Origin of the sequence: Streptococcus sp. 27098_8_134 (assembly GCF_041431675.1) — a bacterium.
GTDB classification, from domain to species: Bacteria; Bacillota; Bacilli; order Lactobacillales; family Streptococcaceae; genus Streptococcus; species Streptococcus sanguinis_R.
Window position 1 is genome coordinate 85,209 of record NZ_JAPVYD010000003.1, and the last position, 20,572, is coordinate 105,780.

General features: G+C 45.3%; 22 protein-coding genes. 16 read left to right on the forward strand and 6 right to left on the reverse strand.

Annotated features, from left to right (window positions below; translation table 11 throughout):
* The gene (gene argS / locus O3620_RS07745; RefSeq protein ID WP_371601619.1) at positions 1-1,689 is read right to left on the reverse strand and encodes an arginine--tRNA ligase; all 1,689 of its coding nucleotides are present in this window, start codon (positions 1,687-1,689) and stop codon (positions 1-3) included.
* Between the two features lie 300 nt (positions 1,690-1,989).
* On the opposite strand from argS, the gene argR reads away from it, so the two are divergent.
* Both argR and mutS read left to right on the forward strand, forming a co-directional pair.
* Positions 1,990-2,427, forward strand: coding sequence for an arginine repressor (gene argR / locus O3620_RS07750; protein ID WP_002894105.1), 438 nt, complete (start codon positions 1,990-1,992; stop codon positions 2,425-2,427).
* A 78-nt stretch (positions 2,428-2,505) separates the two neighbouring features.
* Positions 2,506-5,055 carry a DNA mismatch repair protein MutS gene (gene mutS, locus O3620_RS07755; RefSeq protein WP_268683255.1) on the forward strand — a complete coding sequence of 850 codons (2,550 nt, stop codon included), beginning with the start codon at positions 2,506-2,508 and terminating at the stop codon, positions 5,053-5,055.
* Positions 5,056-5,103: 48 nt separating this feature from the next.
* On the opposite strand, the gene O3620_RS07760 is transcribed toward mutS, so the two are convergent.
* Entirely contained in the window at positions 5,104-5,574 is a 471-nt protein-coding gene (locus tag O3620_RS07760; RefSeq protein ID WP_002899298.1) for a DUF3021 family protein, read from the reverse strand.
* Complete coding sequence (locus O3620_RS07765) at positions 5,571-6,011, reverse strand: LytTR family DNA-binding domain-containing protein (RefSeq protein WP_125373081.1); 441 nt, start codon at positions 6,009-6,011, stop codon at positions 5,571-5,573. The genes O3620_RS07760 and O3620_RS07765 overlap by 4 nt, the downstream gene beginning before the upstream one ends.
* Positions 6,012-6,195: 184 nt before the next feature.
* Between O3620_RS07765 and mutL the strand changes: the two genes are divergently transcribed.
* Complete coding sequence (gene mutL / locus O3620_RS07770; protein WP_371601620.1) at positions 6,196-8,139, forward strand: DNA mismatch repair endonuclease MutL; 1,944 nt, start codon at positions 6,196-6,198, stop codon at positions 8,137-8,139.
* A 35-nt stretch (positions 8,140-8,174) separates the two neighbouring features.
* On the opposite strand, the gene O3620_RS07775 is transcribed toward mutL, so the two are convergent.
* Positions 8,175-8,696, reverse strand: coding sequence for an RDD family protein (locus O3620_RS07775; protein ID WP_002907723.1), 522 nt, complete (start codon positions 8,694-8,696; stop codon positions 8,175-8,177).
* Positions 8,680-9,186 (reverse strand): helix-turn-helix domain-containing protein, encoded by a 507-nt coding sequence (locus tag O3620_RS07780; RefSeq protein ID WP_002907724.1) that lies wholly within the window; start codon positions 9,184-9,186, stop codon positions 8,680-8,682. Before O3620_RS07780 ends, O3620_RS07775 begins: the two co-directional genes overlap by 17 nt.
* Before the next feature lie 169 nt (positions 9,187-9,355).
* Here O3620_RS07780 and ruvA point away from each other — a divergent pair, with 169 nt between their 5' ends.
* Positions 9,356-9,946, forward strand: a complete 591-nt coding sequence (gene ruvA, locus O3620_RS07785; RefSeq protein WP_032916162.1) for a Holliday junction branch migration protein RuvA — start codon at positions 9,356-9,358, stop codon at positions 9,944-9,946.
* A 9-nt stretch (positions 9,947-9,955) separates the two neighbouring features.
* Entirely contained in the window at positions 9,956-10,510 is a 555-nt protein-coding gene (locus O3620_RS07790; protein ID WP_002920434.1) for a DNA-3-methyladenine glycosylase I, read from the forward strand.
* A gap of 187 nt (positions 10,511-10,697) precedes the next feature.
* Here O3620_RS07790 and O3620_RS07795 read toward each other — a convergent pair whose 3' ends face one another.
* On the reverse strand, positions 10,698-11,108 hold the full coding sequence (locus tag O3620_RS07795) for a helix-turn-helix domain-containing protein (protein WP_002920432.1): 411 nt from the start codon (positions 11,106-11,108) through the stop codon (positions 10,698-10,700).
* A 270-nt stretch (positions 11,109-11,378) separates the two neighbouring features.
* Between O3620_RS07795 and O3620_RS07800 the strand changes: the two genes are divergently transcribed.
* From O3620_RS07800 to cls, 11 genes are all read left to right on the forward strand, one after another.
* On the forward strand, positions 11,379-12,635 hold the full coding sequence (locus O3620_RS07800) for a competence/damage-inducible protein A (RefSeq protein WP_371601621.1): 1,257 nt from the start codon (positions 11,379-11,381) through the stop codon (positions 12,633-12,635).
* Positions 12,636-12,692: 57 nt separating this feature from the next.
* Complete coding sequence (gene recA / locus O3620_RS07805; RefSeq protein WP_002920428.1) at positions 12,693-13,841, forward strand: recombinase RecA; 1,149 nt, start codon at positions 12,693-12,695, stop codon at positions 13,839-13,841.
* 85 nt (positions 13,842-13,926) lie between these two features.
* Entirely contained in the window at positions 13,927-14,325 is a 399-nt protein-coding gene (gene spx / locus O3620_RS07810; RefSeq protein ID WP_002894078.1) for a transcriptional regulator Spx, read from the forward strand.
* Between the two features lie 135 nt (positions 14,326-14,460).
* Positions 14,461-15,033, forward strand: coding sequence for an SP0191 family lipoprotein (locus O3620_RS07815; protein WP_002920427.1), 573 nt, complete (start codon positions 14,461-14,463; stop codon positions 15,031-15,033).
* Positions 15,034-15,138: 105 nt separating this feature from the next.
* Entirely contained in the window at positions 15,139-15,681 is a 543-nt protein-coding gene (locus tag O3620_RS07820) for a hypothetical protein (RefSeq protein WP_002920426.1), read from the forward strand.
* A 177-nt stretch (positions 15,682-15,858) separates the two neighbouring features.
* A complete protein-coding gene (locus O3620_RS07825) occupies positions 15,859-16,125 on the forward strand; it encodes an IreB family regulatory phosphoprotein (protein ID WP_002894075.1) in 267 nt (88 codons plus the stop codon).
* Complete coding sequence (gene ruvX, locus O3620_RS07830; RefSeq protein ID WP_011837635.1) at positions 16,125-16,544, forward strand: Holliday junction resolvase RuvX; 420 nt, start codon at positions 16,125-16,127, stop codon at positions 16,542-16,544. Before O3620_RS07825 ends, ruvX begins: the two co-directional genes overlap by 1 nt.
* 24 nt (positions 16,545-16,568) lie before the next feature.
* Positions 16,569-16,880 (forward strand): DUF1292 domain-containing protein, encoded by a 312-nt coding sequence (locus O3620_RS07835; protein ID WP_002894073.1) that lies wholly within the window; start codon positions 16,569-16,571, stop codon positions 16,878-16,880.
* A 181-nt stretch (positions 16,881-17,061) separates the two neighbouring features.
* Positions 17,062-18,294 carry a folylpolyglutamate synthase/dihydrofolate synthase family protein gene (locus O3620_RS07840; protein ID WP_371601622.1) on the forward strand — a complete coding sequence of 411 codons (1,233 nt, stop codon included), beginning with the start codon at positions 17,062-17,064 and terminating at the stop codon, positions 18,292-18,294.
* Between the two features lie 57 nt (positions 18,295-18,351).
* Positions 18,352-18,831 (forward strand): SP_0198 family lipoprotein, encoded by a 480-nt coding sequence (locus tag O3620_RS07845; RefSeq protein ID WP_060976485.1) that lies wholly within the window; start codon positions 18,352-18,354, stop codon positions 18,829-18,831.
* A gap of 194 nt (positions 18,832-19,025) precedes the next feature.
* The gene (cls, locus tag O3620_RS07850) at positions 19,026-20,561 is read left to right on the forward strand and encodes a cardiolipin synthase (protein WP_125330733.1); all 1,536 of its coding nucleotides are present in this window, start codon (positions 19,026-19,028) and stop codon (positions 20,559-20,561) included.
* Positions 20,562-20,572: the final 11 nt, after the last annotated feature.

Sequence of the window (20,572 nt, forward strand, 5' to 3'; positions counted from 1 at the left end):
TTACATCTTTTCTGGGGCTTCTACTCCCAGCAAACGCAGAGCTTCTTTGAGGACAACAGCTGTTGAGTAGCTGAGAGCCAGACGGCTGTCGCGCTCAGGGCTTTCATCCAGAATCCGCGTGTGTGCATAGTATTTGTTAAAGGCTTGAGCCAAGCTAATAGCGTATTTGGCAATCAGAGATGGCTCATAGTTATCAGCAGCACGCTTGACAACACGGCCGAAGTCTTGGAGCAGCTTGATAATTTCCCAGCTTTCTGGATCGTTCAGGCTATACGTAGCCTCTGCATCTGGCTGGAAGTTCGCCTTGCGCAGGATAGACTGGATACGAGCATAAGCATACTGGATGTAAGGACCTGTTTCTCCCTCGAAAGAAACCATAGCTTCCAGATCAAAGTCGTAACCATTGCGGCGGTCAGTTTTGAGGTCGTAGAACTTAACTGCTCCAACTCCAACTGCGCGAGCAACAGCTTCCTTGTTTTCCAAATCTGGGTTTTTAGCTTCAATCTGGCTCTTAGCCCGGCTGATAGCTTCCAGCAGAGTTGGTTCGAGGAGGATGATATTTCCTTTACGTGTAGACAGTTTTTGACGGTTCTTAGTCACCAGTCCGAAGTCAACGTGAATCATGTCGTCGTTCCAGTCAAAGCCCATCTTTTTCAGAACGGCCTTGAGCTGTCTGAAGTGGTTGGCCTGCTCTTGACCTACAACATAGACATTTTTGACAAAGTTGTAAGTGCGAGCTCGGTAGATGGCTGTTGCAATATCACGTGTGATGTAGAGGGTAGCACCGTCTGATTTTTTAATCATAGCAGGCGGAAGGTTAAAGTCTTCCAAGTCTACAATGCTAGCTCCTTTTGATTCCTGTAAAAGCCCTTTTTCTTCGAGGATTTGAATCCCTTCGTCCATCTTGTCATTGTAGAAGGCTTCACCATTTAGACTGTCAAATTCGACACCTAGGAGTTCGTAGATACGGTTGAATTCTGTCAGACTTTCGTCTCGGAACCATTGCCAGAGCTCAGTTGCTTCTGGGTCGCCATCTTCCAGCTTCTTGAACCAAAGGCGGCCTTCTTCATCCAGAGATGGGTCGTTTTCAATCTCGGCATTGATACGCACGTAGAGTTTGAGGAGCTCGTCGATTGGGTTGGCTTCAACAGCTTCCTGGCTTCCCCACTTCTTATAAGCTACCATCAGGAGACCAAACTGTTTGCCCCAGTCTCCCAAGTGGTTGATTTTGATGGTGTTGTAGCCAATCTTGCGGAAGATGTTGGAAAGAGCGTCACCGATAACAGTAGAGCGCAAGTGGCCGACTGAGAAAGGCTTGGCAATGTTTGGACTGGATAGGTCAATGGTGATATTTTCCCCATTTCCTTCGTTTTGCTGGCCATAATCAGCTCCGTCTTTGATGACTTCTTTGATGACTTGGCCAGAAATTTCAGCCTTACTGAGGAAAAAGTTGACATAAGGACCAGTCGCAACGACTTTGTCAAAATGCGCTGTGTCAATCTTTTCAGCGATATCAGTAGCGATGATTTGAGGAGCTTTGCGCTCAGTCTTTGCCAGAGAAAAGGCTGGGAAGGCGATATCACCAAGTTCAGAGCTCTTTGGCTGCTCCAATAAATTTAAAATAGCGTCTTGATCAAGGCTGTCAATAACCTTGGCCAATTCGCCGGCAATCAACTGTTTGTTATCCATATTTGCTCCTTTGTGTCTTTTGTTATTATTTTATCACATTTTTCAAGGAATCTTCAATTTTTTTGGGAATAATTTTTGGGCTAATAGGAATTTTTCTGATATAATAAGAGGGATAAGAACCTGTATTTATAGATGAGTTTTCCATCTAAATGCTTCCTTCTCTGACACTCTTGGTTAAAGTTTTTTGTTTATTCTCAGTATTCCTGCAAATCTTTGCCTAGATTGATGGAGAAGCAGTTTTTCATCGGATGGAGTATTCTTCATGAATGCAGCTTCTAAATATTCAATAATGAGGTAAAAATGAGAAAGAATGACCGTCATCAGTTAGTCAAAACGATGATTAAGGAGGAAAAGCTAGGAACGCAAAAGGAGATTCAGGATCGTCTGGAAGCGCAAGGGATTTATGTAACACAGACTACCCTGTCGCGTGACCTTCGTGAAATTGGTCTGACCAAGGTTAAGAAGAAGGGGCTGACTTATTATGTTTTGGCGCATGAGACTGAAGAGATTGATTTTATAGAGTTTTTAGCCAAGCATGTGGAGAGTGTGGCCAGGGCAGAGTTTAGTCTGGTTCTTCGCACGGGCCTGGGAGAGGCAACAGTGCTAGCCAATGTCGTGGACAATTCGTTCGATAGCCGTATTCTGGGGACCGTTGCGGGTGCCAATACTCTTTTAGTGGTTTGCCGGGATCAGGCAGCGGCTCAGGAGATTGAGGAGCAAATACAGGAAGTGATGTAAGAATCACAGTTTTTTCAGGAAAAATGGAGAGGTTTGAGACAGAAGTCCTGACCTCGTTTGTTTTTAGAAAGGATAGAGATGGCAGTAGAAAAGTTATCGCCAGGCATGCAGCAGTATTTGGATATCAAAAAGGACTATCCAGATGCTTTCTTGCTCTTTCGGATGGGGGATTTCTATGAGTTGTTTTATGATGATGCGGTCAATGCCGCCCAGATTTTAGAGATTTCCCTCACCAGCCGCAATAAAAATGCAGAAAATCCTATTCCCATGGCCGGAGTTCCCTATCATTCGGCTCAGCAGTATATTGATGTTTTGGTTGAGTCAGGCTATAAGGTGGCGATTGCAGAGCAGATGGAAGATCCCAAGGAAGCCAAGGGAGTTGTCAAGCGGGAGGTCGTTCAGGTTATCACACCGGGGACGGTGGTGGACTCCAGTAAGCCGGACTCTGCGAATAACTTTCTGGTGGCTTTGGATTACTCGGATAGCCTCTATGGTCTGGCTTATATGGACTTGGTGACCGGTGAGTTTCAGGTGACTAGTTTAGAGGACTTTAGCCTGGTCTGCGGGGAAATCCGCAATTTGAAAGCTAGGGAAGTGGTGCTGGGCTATACCTTGCCAGAAGCTGAGGAGCAGGTCTTGGCTGGGCAGATGAACCTCTTATTGTCCTATGTACAGACGGCCTTGGACGATGTCCAGCTGCTGGGCGAGGAGCTGTCTCCGATGGAACGTCAGGCAGCAGGGAAATTGCTGGAGTATGTGCACCGGACTCAGATGAGGGAGCTCAGTCATTTGAAGAAGGCCCAGCATTATGAAATCAAGGACTTTCTGCAAATGGATTATGCCACTAAGGCGAGTCTGGATTTGACAGAAAATGCTCGCTCGGGCAAGAAGCACGGCAGTCTTTATTGGCTGATGGACGAGACCAAGACAGCCATGGGAGGCCGCATGCTGCGCTCTTGGATCCAGCGTCCGCTGATTGATGAAGCGCGAATTAGCCAGCGACAGAATGTCGTTGAGGTTTTTCTGAATCATTTCTTTGAGCGGAGTGATTTGACAGAGAGCCTCAAGGGAGTCTATGATATCGAGCGGTTGGCTAGTCGGGTGTCTTTTGGCAAGACCAATCCCAAGGATCTGCTGCAGCTGGCAGCTACATTGGGCAATGTGCCTCAGATTAAGGCTATCCTGCAAGGAATCGGCAGCCCGCATCTAGCTCGTTTGATTGAGGGCTTGGATCCTATTCCAGAGTTGGCGGGCTTGATTAGCTCAGCTATTTCGCCGGATGCACCTCATATCATCACCGAGGGCAATATTATTCGGACTGGTTTTGATGAGACCTTGGATCAGTATCGGCTTGTGCTGAGGGAGGGAACCGGATGGATTGCGGAGCTGGAAGTCAAAGAACGTGCTAATAGCGGCATCAGCAATCTGAAGATTGATTACAATAAAAAAGATGGTTACTATTTCCACGTGACCAATTCTCAGCTGGCTCATGTGCCTAGTCATTTCTTCCGCAAGGCGACCCTGAAAAATTCGGAGCGTTTCGGAACGGAGGAGCTGGCCCGGATTGAGGGAGAGATGTTGGAGGCGCGTGAAAAATCTGCTAATTTGGAATACGAGATTTTCATGCGGATTCGCGAGGAAGCTGGCAAATACATCCAGCGCTTGCAGACCTTGGCACAAACGCTGGCAGCTGTAGATGTCCTGCAGAGCTTTGCTGCGGTAGCAGAGCAACTACATTTGGTGCGCCCCGTCTTTACTGCAGAGCGCTGTCTGCAGATTGAAAAAGGTCGGCATGCTGTTGTGGAAAAGGTCATGGGTGCCCAAAGCTACATTCCAAATAGTATTCTGCTGGACCAGAAAACGGACATCCAGCTGATTACCGGGCCTAATATGAGCGGGAAATCAACTTATATGCGCCAGCTGGCTATCATCGTTATTATGGCACAGATGGGCTCTTATGTGCCCGCTCAGTCTGCCAGTCTGCCAATATTTGATGCGATTTTCACTCGCATCGGTGCGGCGGATGATCTGGTGTCCGGCCAGTCCACCTTTATGGTGGAGATGATGGAGGCCAATCGGGCCATTCGGCAGGCCAGCGAGCGTTCGCTCATCCTCTTTGATGAGTTGGGCCGTGGGACGGCGACTTACGATGGGATGGCGCTGGCTCAGGCTATTATCGAGCATATTCATCACTATACTGGGGCCAAGACCCTCTTTGCTACCCACTATCATGAGCTGACAGCCTTAGAGAATAGCTTGGAGCATTTGGAAAATGTCCATGTGGCAACCTTGGAAAAGGACGGACAGGTGACTTTCCTGCATAAAATTGAGCCAGGTCCGGCTGACAAGTCCTACGGAATTCATGTGGCGAAGATTGCCGGACTTCCTAAGAAATTGCTGGAGCGGGCGGATAGCATTTTGAGTCATTTGGAGAGTCAGGATACAGGACTAGGCTCAGAGCTTCCTACCGAATCCAGACAAAAACGGTTACAAGTGGCGGAGCAGATGTCTCTTTTCGCAGAAGGAACGGAAAATCCAATCCTGACTGAACTACGAGACTTGGACATCTACAATATGACTCCCCTGGAAGTCATGGCAGCAGTGGCCGAGCTCAAGAAGAAGTTGTAAAAACAAAGAGCAGACTTGCTAATTTCACAAGTCTGCTCTTTTTATTTCTCACGATTTGCTAGACAAACCGCTATTAATTTTTTGAATGTTGCGGTAGGTGTGGTAATAGATGATTCCTGAAATAATCAGATAAATGAGAGTGAATTCCCCAACGGCAGTCAGTGTCAGGCTGAGTATTTTTTCTCTTGGGAAAAATCCAGCTAGGTTAGCTAAAAGTGCAAAGGTCAGAATCATCACACCATAGTGGCTGACAATGGAGCGCAGGATGCTCCAGTCTCTTTGGAAGAAGCTTCCACTCCATCTGAAAATAGCTCCCATGATAAACCAGATAAGCATGCAGTAGAGCATGATGAGGGAAACATGGACATGCTGGCTCAAAAAGAAGTGGCCGATAGGAGAGCGAGGATGAAGCGGTAGATAAGCTGGATTGTAAAAATAAGAAACAATCATGGAGAAGAAGAGACCGATGAAAATCCCTCCAATCCCTCCGAAAAAGAGTTCTTTAAGACGAGTTTTCATAATTGCAACCTTTCTTTGATGGATTTAAGATAGCGGCGAGACGAGTATGTCTGGTCGCCGTTTTTCAGAAATATTTGAATCAGACCATTTGGAGTTAGCTTGAGGTGGCTGATTTGTCGGCTGTTGATAATCTCCGACTGAGAAATCTGCAGGAAATACTCCGGCAGGACCTGCAGCAACTGATAAAGAGCTTGTTGAGCTCGATAGCCGTCTTTTGCTGTTCGAACCTGAACCTGGCGATTTTCTGTATAGATTCGGTGGATTTCCTTAGCATCCAGCAGATAGATTTCATCTTCTTTTTTGACATGAATCTTGTCTTCTTTGCCTAGATGTTGAGCAAAGTGGACCAATTCCTGAATACTTTCTGTCATGAGGCGAGCCTCAATGCTGACGGAGTCCTCGGTGACTTGAGAATCGATTCTTAGCTTAACTTTCATAACTTCCTCCTTTCACCTTTATTAAACCGCAACTCGGCAGCGAAAACAAGCCCTTTTGTCTATGTGGCAGCTATTTGTGTCTATATGGTTTGGCTGGCGGACAGAATGGTCAAGAAAAGGCTGCCCTCTGATAGAAAGAGCCCAATGTGTTATAATAGATAGCAGAACAAATACGGAGAAAAAGATGTCAAAAATTATCGAACTTCCAGAAATTCTAGCCAATCAGATTGCGGCCGGTGAAGTCATTGAGCGGCCCAGCAGCGTGGTCAAGGAGCTAGTGGAAAATTCAATTGATGCGGGTGCAAGCCAGATTACCATCGAAATCGAGGAGGCGGGACTCAAGAGCATTCAGGTGACAGATAATGGTGAGGGCATAGACCACGAAGATGTTCCTCTGGCCCTTCGACGCCATGCTACCAGTAAAATTAAGAAGCAGGCGGATCTCTTTCGGATTCGGACATTGGGTTTCCGTGGTGAGGCCATTCCTTCCATTGCTTCTGTCTCGCGTTTTACCATTGAGACAGCGACTGAAGCCGGCCAGCACGGGACTCTGCTGGTTGCCCAAGGCGGTGAGATTGAAGAGCATGAGCCTACCAGCAGTCCGGTGGGAACGAAAATCAAGATAGAAGATCTCTTCTTCAATACTCCGGCTCGGCTCAAGTATATGAAGAGCCAGCAGGCTGAGCTGTCCCATATCGTTGATGTGATTAATCGGCTCAGTCTGGCTCATCCAGAAGTGGCTTTCACCCTTATCAGTGACGGCCGCGAAACGACACGGACTGCCGGCAGTGGCAATCTGCGTCAGGCTATTGCAGGCATCTATGGTCTGGCAACAGCCAAGAAAATGGTGGAAATCTCTGCTTCAGATCTGGACTTTGAAGTGAGTGGTTATGTCAGTCTGCCTGAGTTGACTCGTGCGAATCGGAATTATATTACGATTCTCATCAATGGCCGCTATATCAAGAATTTCCTGCTCAATCGTGCTATTTTGGATGGCTACGGCAGCAAGCTGATGGTAGGCCGCTTTCCACTAGCGGTCATCAATATTCAGATTGACCCCTATCTGGCCGATGTCAATGTCCATCCGACCAAGCAAGAGGTGCGAATTTCTAAAGAGCGGGAACTCATGGCCTTGATTTCGCAAGCTATTGCAACCAGTCTCAAGGAGCAGGATCTTATCCCGGATGCTTTGGAAAATCTAGCCAAATCAACTGTTAAGCGTGCGACTAAGCCCGAACAGACCAGCCTCCCGCTGAAAGAAAATCGCCTCTACTACGATAAGGAGCAGAATGACTTCTTCCTCAAGCCACAGGTGGCCGAGCAGCAGTTATCCTTCGAAGAGTCAGCAAAGCCTGTTCATGAAGCGACAGATGAAAAGGTAGAACCGCAATCAACTTCGGTCAAATTTGCAGAGAGAAAGCCAGTTAGCTATGACCAACTAGACCATCCAGAGCTAGACCAGGCCAGTCTGGAGCGGGCTGTGGATAAGTTGAAGCAGGAAGAGAAGTCAAGCTTCCCAGAGTTAGAATATTTCGGCCAGATGCATGGCACTTATCTCTTTGCTCAGGGCAAGGGTGGTCTTTACATTATTGACCAGCATGCTGCCCAAGAGCGGGTCAAGTATGAGTATTATCGGGAGAAGATTGGAGATGTGGACAATAGCCAGCAGCAGCTCTTAGTGCCCTATATTTTTGAATTTCCAGCGGACGATATGCTGCGGATCAAGCAGCGGATAGAGCTGTTAGAAGACGCTGGCATCTTTTTAGAAGAGTATGGAGCCAATCAGTTTATCCTCCGTGAGCATCCCATTTGGTTCAAGGAAGAGGAGATTGAGGCAGGCATCTATGAGATGTGTGATATGCTTCTCCTGACCAAGGAAGTTTCCATCAAGAAATATCGAGCAGAGCTAGCTATTATGATGAGCTGCAAACGCTCCATCAAGGCCAATCACAGTCTGGATGACTACTCTGCGCGTGACTTGCTCTTTCAGCTGTCCCAGTGTGACAATCCCTACAACTGCCCACACGGCCGACCGGTCTTAGTCAACTTTACCAAGTCGGATATGGAAAAAATGTTCCGCCGCATTCAGGAAAATCATACTAGCCTGCGGGAGTTGGGGAAATACTAAACTCTATAGAAGATCAAACAGCCCTAGTCATAGAACTAGAGCTGTTTTGAATTTTTGAGCTGAACTTGCGTTCCAGCAAGCAAATCAGCTGGATGGCGTTTGTCCTTGCGAAGTAGTCCCATCAGCAGAAAGATCAAGAAGAGAATCCCTGCTGAAGTTGACAAGAAAATTGACAAAGCATCTGCTTGATAAGCACTACGGATAGCTCCCATATGCCCCAGCTGCCAAGGGAAAAGCTTGATAGTAGAGCGCAAAAGGCTGTGGGAAAGGCTCCTATGTTTGTAAACCAATTGTAAACCTGCCCAACGCTTGCCAAAACTGCCTTTTCTATAGTCTAGCCAAGCAAAGATGATAGTTAGAGGCAGGACTGAGCTAGAAAAAGCCAGAAGCTGGCTCTGAGCTTCAGTGAATACAGGAATGCCTCCTAGAACCAGATTGTAAAAGCCCATAGCTAGTAAAAAAAGAGAAATGAGGTAGCCTGAGATGAAGAGCCAGTCTCCAATCAGCTCTTTCAGACGAGTTTTGACAGGTATGGGATTGTCAATTTTTAGTTTCATCTTTAGCACCTTCTTTTTTAGAATCCTCATCAAGGCCTATAACCTTGTCTAGGTATTTTTCCTTAATCTTTAGCGCCTTGTTAATAGCTATTGCGGATGCGATTAAGAGGAAAAAGGTCAACCAGACCAGGGCAGTGAATTTTGCTGGAAAGCTAGAACCTGCGAAAAAGAGAAAGATAGCCAAGGCTGATACAAAAATATACAAAACCTGCCAGAAGCCATAAGATTTCACTTCCTTGTAGTAGCGATCTTTTTCGTCTTCTGAGAGGACGGGTTTTATTTCTGGCTTGTCGCTGTCTTCTAAAAGCAGATAATCTGTCGTCACTTGGAAAATCTTGCTCAGCTCTACAATTTTTTCCAGTTCTGGCAGCGCTTGGCCAGACTCCCACTTAGAAATGCTCTGGCGAGAGACATTGATCTGTTCAGCCAGTTTTTCTTGTGACCAGCCTTTTTCTTTTCTTAGTTCAAATAATTTATCAGCGAGTTTCATTATCGCAGCCTCCTTTTCTTTGCTAACTCTATCCTAACAGCTTTTAGTTATCTTGAGAATACAGCTTCCTGTACATTTTGTCAACCGCTGGTTGCACTTCTGTTTGCAGTTTCCAGACAGAAAATATGATATACTAGATAAGCAAAATGATACAAAAAGAAGGAAGATTATGTACGAATATTTTAAAGGAATCATCAGTAAAATAACAGCCAAATACATCGTATTGGAAGTCAACTCTATCGGCTATATTCTTCATGTGGCCAACCCTTATGCTTACTCAGGGCAGCTTCATCAGGAAGCTAAGGTCTATGTGCACCAGGTGGTGAGAGAAGATGCGGAGCTCCTTTACGGCTTTGCGACTGAGGAGGAGAAGCAACTCTTTCTCAGCTTGATTTCAGTCTCAGGTATTGGCCCAGTGTCTGCTCTGGCTATTATTGCGGCGGATGATAATGCTGGCTTGGTGCAGGCTATTGAGCAGAAAAATATCACCTACCTGACCAAGTTTCCTAAGATTGGCAAGAAGACAGCCCAGCAGATGGTGCTGGACTTGGAAGGCAAGGTGGTGGTGGCAGATGGTCCGGCAGAAAGTAAGGCGCCCGTCCAGACTGTGGATAATCAGGAGCTGGAAGAAGCCATGGAAGCCATGCTGGCTCTGGGCTACAAAGCTGCTGAACTCAAGAAAATCAAGAAATTCTTTGAAGGAACGACGGATACAGCTGAAAACTATATCAAGTCAGCTCTCAAGATGTTAGTGAAATAGGAGAAAGCGATGACTAAACGCTGTGGCTGGGTAAAAATGAACAACCCCTTGTATGTAGCCTATCATGATGAGGAGTGGGGCAAGCCTCTCCATGATGATCAGAAATTATTTGAATTGCTCTGCATGGAGACCTATCAGGCTGGACTTTCTTGGGAGACCATTCTGAATAAACGTCAGGCTTTTCGGGCAGCTTTTCATTTCTATGATGCCCAGAAAATTGCTCAGATGACAGATGCAGACTTGGAAGCTCTTTTGGATAATCCTGACATTATCCGTAATAAGATGAAGATTTATGCTACCAGGGCTAATGCCCAAGCTTTTTTGGCTGTTCAAAAGCAGTTTAGCTCTTTTAATGATTATATCTGGTCCTTTGTAGATTTCAAAACGATTGACAATCAAATTACAAACTACAAGGAAGCACCGACTAAAACAGAGCTGTCAGAGAGCATGTCCAAGGCGCTGAAAAAGCAAGGCTTCAAATTTGTCGGTCCCGTTTGTGTCTATTCATTCCTAGAAGCAGCTGGACTTATCAATGATCATGAAAATGATTGTGACTGGAAGTAGAACGATGAAAACAAGAAAATCTCAGCTTATTTTTATCTTTCTATATACAATTCTATTTATAGCTAGAGGCTTACAGTTTATTGGACAACAATGGCTGAATTATCCAGTTCATTACTTTATTGACCATAATTAAGTGAAAACCTAGAAGTTCTAGACCTCTAGGTTTTTTGTTATTATCTTTATATCCTTACTCTCCTTTCTGCATCCAAATCTTTTCCTTGATAAAGATGCGCAGTTCATAGAAGAGCATAAAGAGGGTGGAGATGAGGAAGCCAGCCATAAAGATATGGTGCAAGTAAGCAAAGACACCAATATAAACCAAGATGGAAAAAAGGTAGAGAATGACTAGATAATGCCATTTCTTAGCCTTGCTGTCTTCGATGACCTTTTTCTCCAAGCGCTCATCCTCCTTGATGAGTGTGTCCAGACTGATATCAAACTCCCGACTGATAGCGATGAGATTTCCAATATCAGGGATCCCTTTTTCGCTTTCCCAGCGGGCAATGGCGGAGCGGGAAACCTTGAGTCTTTCCGCCAAAGCCTCCTGAGTGAGTTGATTTTGTTGACGAATGTCTTTCAGTATTTGTGAAATTTTCATGATGATCTCCTTTCTTCAAATAAAATTATTTAGATGATTTTCTTTTTTCATCTTTATTATAAAAATAATGAAACCATTTGCCAATAGCATTTCCCTAACAATCTAGTTATTCTGCATAACACCAGTCATTCTTAAAAGTTTTCCACAGCATGTTGACAAGTTTGTCAAGGAACTTGACAGCTCTTTTTATTTCCTGAAATGAAAATCAACTTTTTTAAGATTTTTTGTGATAAAATAAAGCCAATTCCGAATAGTAAGGTAGGAGGTTCTATGAAAGCAGAAATTATTGCTGTGGGCACTGAGATTCTGACGGGTCAGATTGTCAATACCAATGCCCAATTTTTATCTGAAAAACTTGCGAGTCTGGGGATTGATGTTTATTTTCAGACAGCAGTAGGGGACAATGAAAATCGTCTCCTATCTGTTTTGGAAATTGCTCAAGGGCGCAATAATCTGATTATCCTAACAGGAGGCTTGGGGCCAACAGAGGATGATTTGACCAAGCAGACCTTGGCTAAGTTCTTAGGACGTGAGCTCATTTTTGACTCACAGGCTGTGGAAAAGCTGGATCGCTTTTTTGCTAGCCGGCCAGATTATGCTCGAACGCCCAATAATGAGCGTCAGGCCCAGCTGGTCGAAGGTTCGACTCCGTTACCAAATGCGACCGGCTTAGCTGTTGGAGGATTGTTAGAAGCAGACGGAGTGACCTATGTAGTCCTGCCTGGCCCGCCTAGTGAGCTTAAGCCTATGGTTAATAATGAGTTGGTTCCCCTCTTATCCACAGGCCAGAAATTATATTCACGGGTGCTGCGTTTCTTTGGTATCGGCGAGAGTCAGCTAGTGACTATTTTGTCAGAGATGATTGAGCAGCAGAGTGACCCCACCATTGCTCCTTATGCAAAGACAGGGGAAGTTACCCTACGACTGTCCACCAAGGCTCTGAGTCAGGTAGAAGCTGACACCAAGTTTGAGGCTGTGGAAAAGGAAATTTTGGAACATAAGACTTTTGAGGGACAGCCCTTGTCAGAGATTTTCTATGGTTACGGGGATGACAATTCCTTGGCACAGGTGGCTTTTGACTTGCTGAAGAGTCAAGGGAAGACGATTTCGGCGGCGGAGAGTCTGACAGCAGGCCTCTTTCAAGCGACCTTGGCTGATTTTGCTGGAGCCTCTTCCATTTTTTCAGGTGGCTTTGTCACCTACAGCATGGAGGAAAAGAGCCGGATGCTGGATATTCCGTTGGGAGACTTGGAGGAGCATGGAGTTGTTTCAGCTTTTACGGCAGGGAAAATGGCAGAGCAGGCTAGAAAGCTGACCGAAAGTGACCTAGCTGTCAGTCTGACAGGTGTGGCAGGCCCAGATTCACTGGAAGATCATCCAGCAGGGACTGTTTTTATCGGCTTAGCTAGCGCTGCTGGTACAGAAATTATTAAGGTCAATATTGCTGGACGCAGTCGGCGTGATGTGCGGAAAATTGCTGTTCTGCACGCCTTCAACCTAGTACGAAAAACTTTATTAAATAGCTGAATTTTGGTATAATTAACAGATGGCCAAAAGACATTTTAGAAAAAACAGGAGAAATAAATGGCAAAGAAACAAAAAAAATTAGACGAAATCTCAAAGAAATTCGGCGATGAGCGCCAAAAAGCTTTGGATAATGCCCTGAAAAACATTGAAAAGGACTTCGGTAAGGGAGCCATTATGCGTCTTGGCGAGCGGGCAGAGCAAAAGGTTCAAGTCATGAGTTCAGGCTCTCTGGCTTTAGATATTGCTCTTGGCGCTGGGGGTTATCCTAAGGGACGGATTATTGAAATCTATGGTCCGGAGTCTTCTGGTAAGACAACCGTTGCTCTTCACGCAGTTGCTCAAGCGCAAAAAGAAGGTGGTATCGCAGCCTTTATCGATGCTGAGCATGCTTTGGATCCGTCATACGCGGCTGCTCTGGGTGTTAATATTGATGAGTTGCTGCTGTCTCAACCAGATTCTGGGGAGCAGGGACTGGAAATTGCTGGTAAGCTGATTGACTCAGGTGCGGTGGACTTGGTGGTTGTGGACTCCGTTGCAGCCCTGGTACCACGTGCAGAAATTGATGGCGATATTGGTGACAGCCATGTCGGCTTGCAGGCTCGGATGATGAGCCAGGCTATGCGCAAGTTGTCTGCTTCTATCAACAAAACGAAGACGATTGCGATTTTCATTAACCAGCTGCGCGAAAAAGTTGGCGTTATGTTTGGTAATCCTGAAACAACACCAGGTGGACGTGCACTGAAGTTCTATGCTTCTGTCCGTCTGGATGTCCGTGGTAATACTCAAATCAAGGGAACTGGTGATGAGAAGGATACTAATGTTGGTAAAGAAACCAAGATCAAGGTTGTTAAAAATAAGGTAGCTCCGCCATTTAAAGAAGCCTTCGTGGAAATCATGTACGGAGAAGGTATTTCTAAGACAGGTGAGCTGATTAAGATTGCGACTGATTTGGATATCATCAAAAAAGCTGGTGCTTGGTACTCCTACAATGATGAAAAGATTGGTCAAGGTTCTGAAAATGCTAAGAAGTACTTGGCTGATCATCCAGAAGTCTTTGATGAAATTGACCGCCAGGTTCGTGTACGCTATGGTTTGATTGAAGGCGATGACTTGGCAGAAGCGGTTGGCAACAAGGCTGACAGTCCTGTGGGAACGATGGAAGAAGTGACTCTGGATTTGGACGATGCCATCGAAATTGAAGAGTAATTTTGCAAAATAGGTCGCAAGACCGATGGTTTTTGTGATATAATAGACTACGATATTAGTATCGTGTAGCGAAAGGAGTACTTACATGATCACAATCTATACTGTCTCAAGTTGTACTAGTTGTAAAAAAGCAAAAACCTGGCTAAACGCTCATCAATTAACTTATAAAGAACAAAATTTAGGCAAAGAAGGCATCACCAAAGAGGAACTTCTGGATATTTTAACCAAAACAGAAAATGGTATCGCGAGCATTGTTTCATCAAAAAACCGCTATGCTAAAGGTTTGGGTGTTGACATTGAAGAGTTGAGTGTCAACGAAGTTCTTGACATCATCATGGAGACCCCGCGTATTTTGAAAAGTCCTATCTTAGTGGATGATAAACGTCTCCAAGTTGGTTACAAAGAAGATGATATCCGTGCTTTTCTGCCACGCTCTGTTCGCAATGTTGAAAATGCAGAAGCTCGTCTGCGGGCAGCTCTCTAATCTTTGAATATAACTGAAAGAGTCGGGAAGAGAATCTCGGCTCTTCTTTTGGTTCGGATTGACAGAGGGCTTTGGCGACTGGATGGATTGACAAGGGGCAGAACTGTGATACAATATCTCTGAGGAGGATGGAAGATGAAGAAAATTTTAGTAGGACTGGGATTGAGTGTGGCACTGCTAGCAGGCTGTGGACATAAAAAGACAGAGACGAATTCGAATGCGGCTGACAAGAAAGAAATCAGCAATAATCTGCCTATCATTGATAATGCCAAGCAGCAGGAAGTGATTACTCGAACGCTTGTTTTTCCAAAGGATGAACGAGGAAACCAGCAGAGTCAGACGGTGACTTATCAGGGAGAGCATTTTAAACGCTTGGTCATTGAAAGGCTGACTACGACTGATGATGAGATGAAAGAAGCCATCAAGCAAATGGGGCTGGAGGAAGCTCAGAAGTCGCTCAATGAGTCACTGGAGCAGGATGCAGACTATGTGCAGGCTCGTGGACTTCAAGGCTTCAGCGGTTCAGTGACAATTTTGAATGAGAACGAGCTGAAAATGACGTCTACCTATGATTTTGAGAGTTTGGATATCGAAAAAGCGGCGGCTATGCCTTATTTTCAAAATCTCAAGCTCAAAGAAATGATTAAGCTAACGCCAGAAGAATACATCAACAATCTCCTGATGAATGGAGCAGAAGAGCAGAAATAAGCTGCTCTTTTTTATTACATTTTAATGACAGAGTGACAATCAGTTTGACAGCGCCATTTTTATAATGATATGATAAAATCAGTTCAATATTGAAGGAGATAAGACATGAGAAAATTAATTGTCTTTTTGCTGGCAGCTTTGGTAATCTTAACAGCCTGCAGTCAGCAGTCAAACAACAGTTCATCCTCACAGGGAGGAGCTGGAAAAGGAGATATTGTCACTAAGTCCTATAAAACTGAGAAGCAATTGGAACATGGAAAAGAAACCAGAATCTTAACCGTCAGCTACAGCGATCAGAAGTATGATAAGGTTATCCTGCATGTCAGCAAGGCTATTCCTGACAACATCAAGGAAGCTCTGTCAAAACAGGATGTTTCCACCGTGAAGAAAGAAATGCTGTCTTTGATCGAGGAAGCACTGGTTCTGAAAGAGGCGGTGAATATCACCGGTCTTGACTTGAAAACAGATATGACAGCGGAAGAGATTTCTCTGGAGATGACTATCGATCCTGAGAATCTAGACTACGAAGCAGCCAAAAAGCTTCCAAACTACGCGCAGCTGTTTGAGCAAATCGAGACCCTGAGTCCGGAAGAATTGCTTAACAAGTTTAAGGGAAGCGACGGTGTGGAAGTGCCGTCTTCAGATTAGGAAGTTTCCATCCAGTTCTCTGAAGAGAGCTGGATTTTTGCTGGATTTCAGAGCTAGGCTTCGGATAAATATTAGCTAAAGCTTATTGAAAAATTAGGGAAATTCAGGTGAATTAAATTTGTGATAAGCCTATAATTATGCTATAATAGGGATATTCTAAAGAAAGAGGGTGTAATTGTGGGATTTACAGATGAAACAGTACGTTTTAATCTCGATGATTCAAATAAAAAGGAAATTAGCGAGACTTTGACCGATGTCTACAAGTCGCTCAATGAAAAAGGATACAATCCAATCAATCAAATCGTGGGATACGTACTCAGTGGCGATCCTGCGTACGTACCTCGCTATAACAACGCCCGCAATCAAATCCGCAAATACGAGCGCGATGAGATTGTTGAGGAGTTGGTTCGTTATTATTTGAAAGGACAAGGCGTCGATCTCTAATGAGAATTATGGGATTAGATGTGGGCTCGAAAACGGTTGGGGTTGCCATTAGTGATCCTCTTGGTTTTACGGCCCAAGGACTGGAGATTATTCCGATTCATGAAGAAAAGGGTGAATTCGGCTTAGAGCGCTTGGGCGAGCTGGTGAAAGAGTACAAGGTTGATAAGTTTGTTATTGGCCTGCCTAAGAATATGAACAATACCAGCGGGCCTCGAGTGGAGGCCAGCCAAGCTTATGGTCAGCGGATTGCTGAGCTATTTGGCCTGCCGGTTGACTATCAGGATGAGCGCTTGACGACTGTGGCTGCTGAGCGCATGCTGGTGGAGCAGGCGGACATTAGCCGCAGTAAGCGCAAGAAAGTTATTGATAAGCTGGCGGCGCAGCTGATTTTGCAGAATTATCTGGATCGAAATTTTTAGAAAAGAAATGAAGGAGACACTAGTATGACACATGATCATAACCATGACCACGAGCATGAAGAGCGTGAATTAATCACCTTGGTTGACGAGCAAGGAAACGAGACTTTATTTGAAATTCTTTTGACCATTGATGGTAAGGAAGAGTTTGGCAAGAATTATGTTCTTTTGATTCCGGCCAATGCGGAAGAAGATGAGAACGGTGAAGTAGAGATTCAAGCTTATTCCTTTACCGAAAATGAAGACGGTACAGAAGGCGACCTGCAGCCAATCCCAGAAGACTCAGATGCTGAATGGGATATGATTGAAGAAGTCTTCAACAGCTTTATGGAGGAGTAAGACTGGCCTAGCCTCGCTTCTGGAAATGGGCAAGCGCAGGCAAGATGCTAGCTGAACTTGACAGATAAAGGAAGTAGCCAAGGCTGGGCTATTTTCCATCTCATATCATAAACATTAGAAAGAGGAGCGAGTTGCAATTCAGATTTGAGTTCTGCTTCGCTGCTCTTTTTTAGGTAAGAAAATGAATGAAATTGAAGAATGGCTGAACAGCCGAATTGGTCTAAACTTTCGTTCGGGTCTGGGGCGGATGCAGCAGGCTGTAGCTCTTTTGGGGAATCCTGAGCGGAGCTATCCAACGATCCATGTAACGGGTACAAATGGCAAGGGTTCTACTATTGCTTTTATGCGTCAGTTGTTTGCGGGGCATGGTCGCAAGACAGGGAGTTTTACCTCGCCTCATATGATTAGTATTCACGATCGGATTTGTATCAACGGTCAACCGATTGCTTCAGCTGACTTTATCCGTCTGGGTCAGCAGGTGCAAAAGATGGAGCAAGAACTGCTCAAAAGCCATGACCAACTGTCCTATTTTGAAATTCTGACCTTGATTGCTTTTCTTTATTTCAAGGAGCAGGCAGTGGATCTGGCCTTGATTGAGGTGGGGATTGGCGGACTCTTGGACACGACTAATGTCATTACGGGAGATATTGCAGTCATCAGCTCTGTGGGCTTGGACCATCAGGAGACTCTGGGAAGGAGCTTGACGATGATTGCGGAGCAAAAGGCTGGGATTTTCAAGCCGGGGCGGCCAGCTGTCGTCGGACCGCTGCCAGAGGAGGCACGATTGGTTTGTGAGCAGAGAGCTCAGGAGCTGGGAATAGAACTCTATCAGTATGGTCGCGATTTTTCTCTGGCACATCAGACTTTTTCCAATTCGACTACGACCCTATCCAATCTTGAACTTGGTCTCAAGGGAGGCTATCAGGAGGAAAATGCTGCGCTGGCCCTGCAGGCATTCCTACTCTTCATGCAGCAGCAGGGCTGGGAAATAGATTCTGCTAGGATTCGGACGGCCTTGCAGGAGACTCGGTGGGTAGGGCGCTTGGAAGAAGCTAGTCCAGGTATCTATCTTGATGGGGCTCACAATCTGCCCGCGCTGGAGAGGTTAGTGGAGTTTATCCAGAGCCAGAATGACAAAGAGTGCTTGCTTCTTTTCGGTGCTCTCAAGCGTAAGGACTATAGCGCCATGCTGGATTATCTGCGAGAGGCTCTGCCAAATGTTCAGTTGACGGTTACTTCCTTTTCTGATGGAGATTCCCTTGGTCAAGCTGAAGCGGAAGGCTTCTTATACATAGAGGATTATCGGCAGCTTATTCAGAATTTTCAGGAGAGACAAAACGATGATCAACTGCTTTTCATTACGGGCTCCCTCTATTTTATTGCAGAAGTCAGAGCTTATTTGACAAGTTTATAAATTGACCGCCAGAGTCCTGCTTTGGTACAATAAAGACAGAAGAAAAAGGAGAATACTATGGCAATTTCTAAAAAGTTAATTTTTTCGGGTCTAACTGCTGCGGCTGTTTTGGCCTTGGCAGCCTGCGGTTCTAATCAGAACCAGACGGCGCCTTCCTCTCAGTCTCAGTCAGCCGCTTCCAGCAAGCCAGCAGAGTCTTCGTCAGTAGCTAGCACGTCTAGTGCGGCCAATAACAGTTCATCTGCTTCAGCATCCTCTTCCGAGCAAGCAGCCAATGGCGAGCTGGATGGCAGCTACCAGACAAGTCATGAAGGCGATCAGCTGACCTTGCAGATTTCAGGCACCACTGGCCAGCTGACCAAGGTTGAGGCGGATGGTGAGCAGGAGATTGAACAGGTTCAGATTGATGCTACCAACCAGACCATGATCATCGGAGATGATGTCAAGCGCTATCGCATTGAGGGCAATCAGCTGACTATTGAGGACCTTTCCCAAGAGCCTTATGATGATGACACACTGGTCTTTACAAAACAATGATGAAAGAGCCCTGTCTTGAATAGGGCTTTTCCTTTTATCGGCCATAATTTAGCAGTGAAATTCTAACGATAGCGGTCTTCAAATACTGTGCTTAGATTTTCATCCACCAAAAATACAGTTTGCATTGATATAAACGTTGTTTTAAGGCAGTTTTAATGCTATACTAGAATATATGCAATGAGATAGGAGAGTGTATGACTTTCAGGAAATTCCGCTTATTAATGTCAAAATACGGTTTCAGCATCATTATTATGCTGCTGGAGCTAGCCTTTGTCTTTGTTGCGTTCTTCTATTTTAATGAGATTGCACCCAACTGGCTGTCAGTGGCGATGATTGTTTTCCTGTATATTGGGACTATTTTAGCGATTGTCAACCGCAATATGCCGCCTGAGAGCAAGGTGACCTGGCTTTTGATTGCCGTGGTACCGGTCTTTGGTTTCCTGCTTTATCTGATGTTTGGCGAGCGACGGCTGTCTAAAAAGGAAATGATTCAGCTGGAAAATATGGACTCCATGAAATTTCGAGAGGACAATAGCTATGAACTCCGTGTCCAGCTGAAAAAAGAAAACAAGTCGGCCTACGGCATTATCAAATCACTGCTGAGTATGGACAATAATGCGGATGTCTATGACGGTACAGCTTCTCGCTATTTTCCCATCGGTGAGGAGATGTTTGAGTCCATGCTGGCTGATCTGCGGGCTGCTGAGAAATTCATTTTTCTGGAATTTTATATCATTGATGAAGGTCTGATGTGGGACAGTGTTCTGGAAATCTTGGTCGAAAAAGCTGCGCAGGGAGTTGAAGTCAAACTGCTCTATGATGATATTGGCTGCATGGCTACTTTGCCGGGTGATTATACGCGTAAGCTGCGTAAGATGGGTATCGAGGCTTATAAGTTTAACAAGGTGATTCCGCGAATGACGGTATCCTACAACAATCGTGACCACCGCAAGATTTTGGTCATTGATGGTCAGGTCGGTTATACTGGCGGCATCAATCTGGCTGACGAGTATATCAATCATATCGTCCGTTTTGGCCATTGGAAAGATGGTGGTGTCCGCTTGGAAGGTCGGGCAGTCAAGGCTCTGACGCGGCTCTTTCTCATGAACTGGTATATCAACCGTGGGGAAATCACAGACTTTGACAAGTATCATCTGGAAAATAAAGCTGTCGAAGGCAAAGGGCTTTACGTTCCCTATGGCAGCGGGCCTAAGCCTATTTATAAGGGTCAGGTTGGCAAAACAGTCTATCAAAATATCATCAGTCAGGCTACGGACTATGTCTACATTACCACGCCTTATCTGATCATTGACTACGACCTGACGGAGGATATCAAGAATGCTGCTATGCGGGGAGTGGATGTCCGTATCGTGACTCCTTTCATTCCGGATAAGAAGCTGATTCAGATTGTTACCCGCGGAGCCTATCCGGATCTGATGGAAGCGGGGGTTAAGATCTTTGAGTACACGCCAGGGTTTATCCACAGCAAGAATGTGGTGGCCGATGATGAATTTGCCGTGGTAGGGACGATTAACTTTGATTACCGCAGTCTGGTGCACCATTATGAAAATGCAGTCCTGATGTACCATGCGGAGAGTATTCCAGCTATCAAGGAAGATTTTGAAGCCATTTTTGAGGCTTCTGAGGAAATTCTTCCTGAAAATCTTGATAGCAGCTGGTATCGTCGCCTTATCAAAGAAATCATGCAGCTCTTTGCACCTATGCTCTAAGGCTAGAGGTG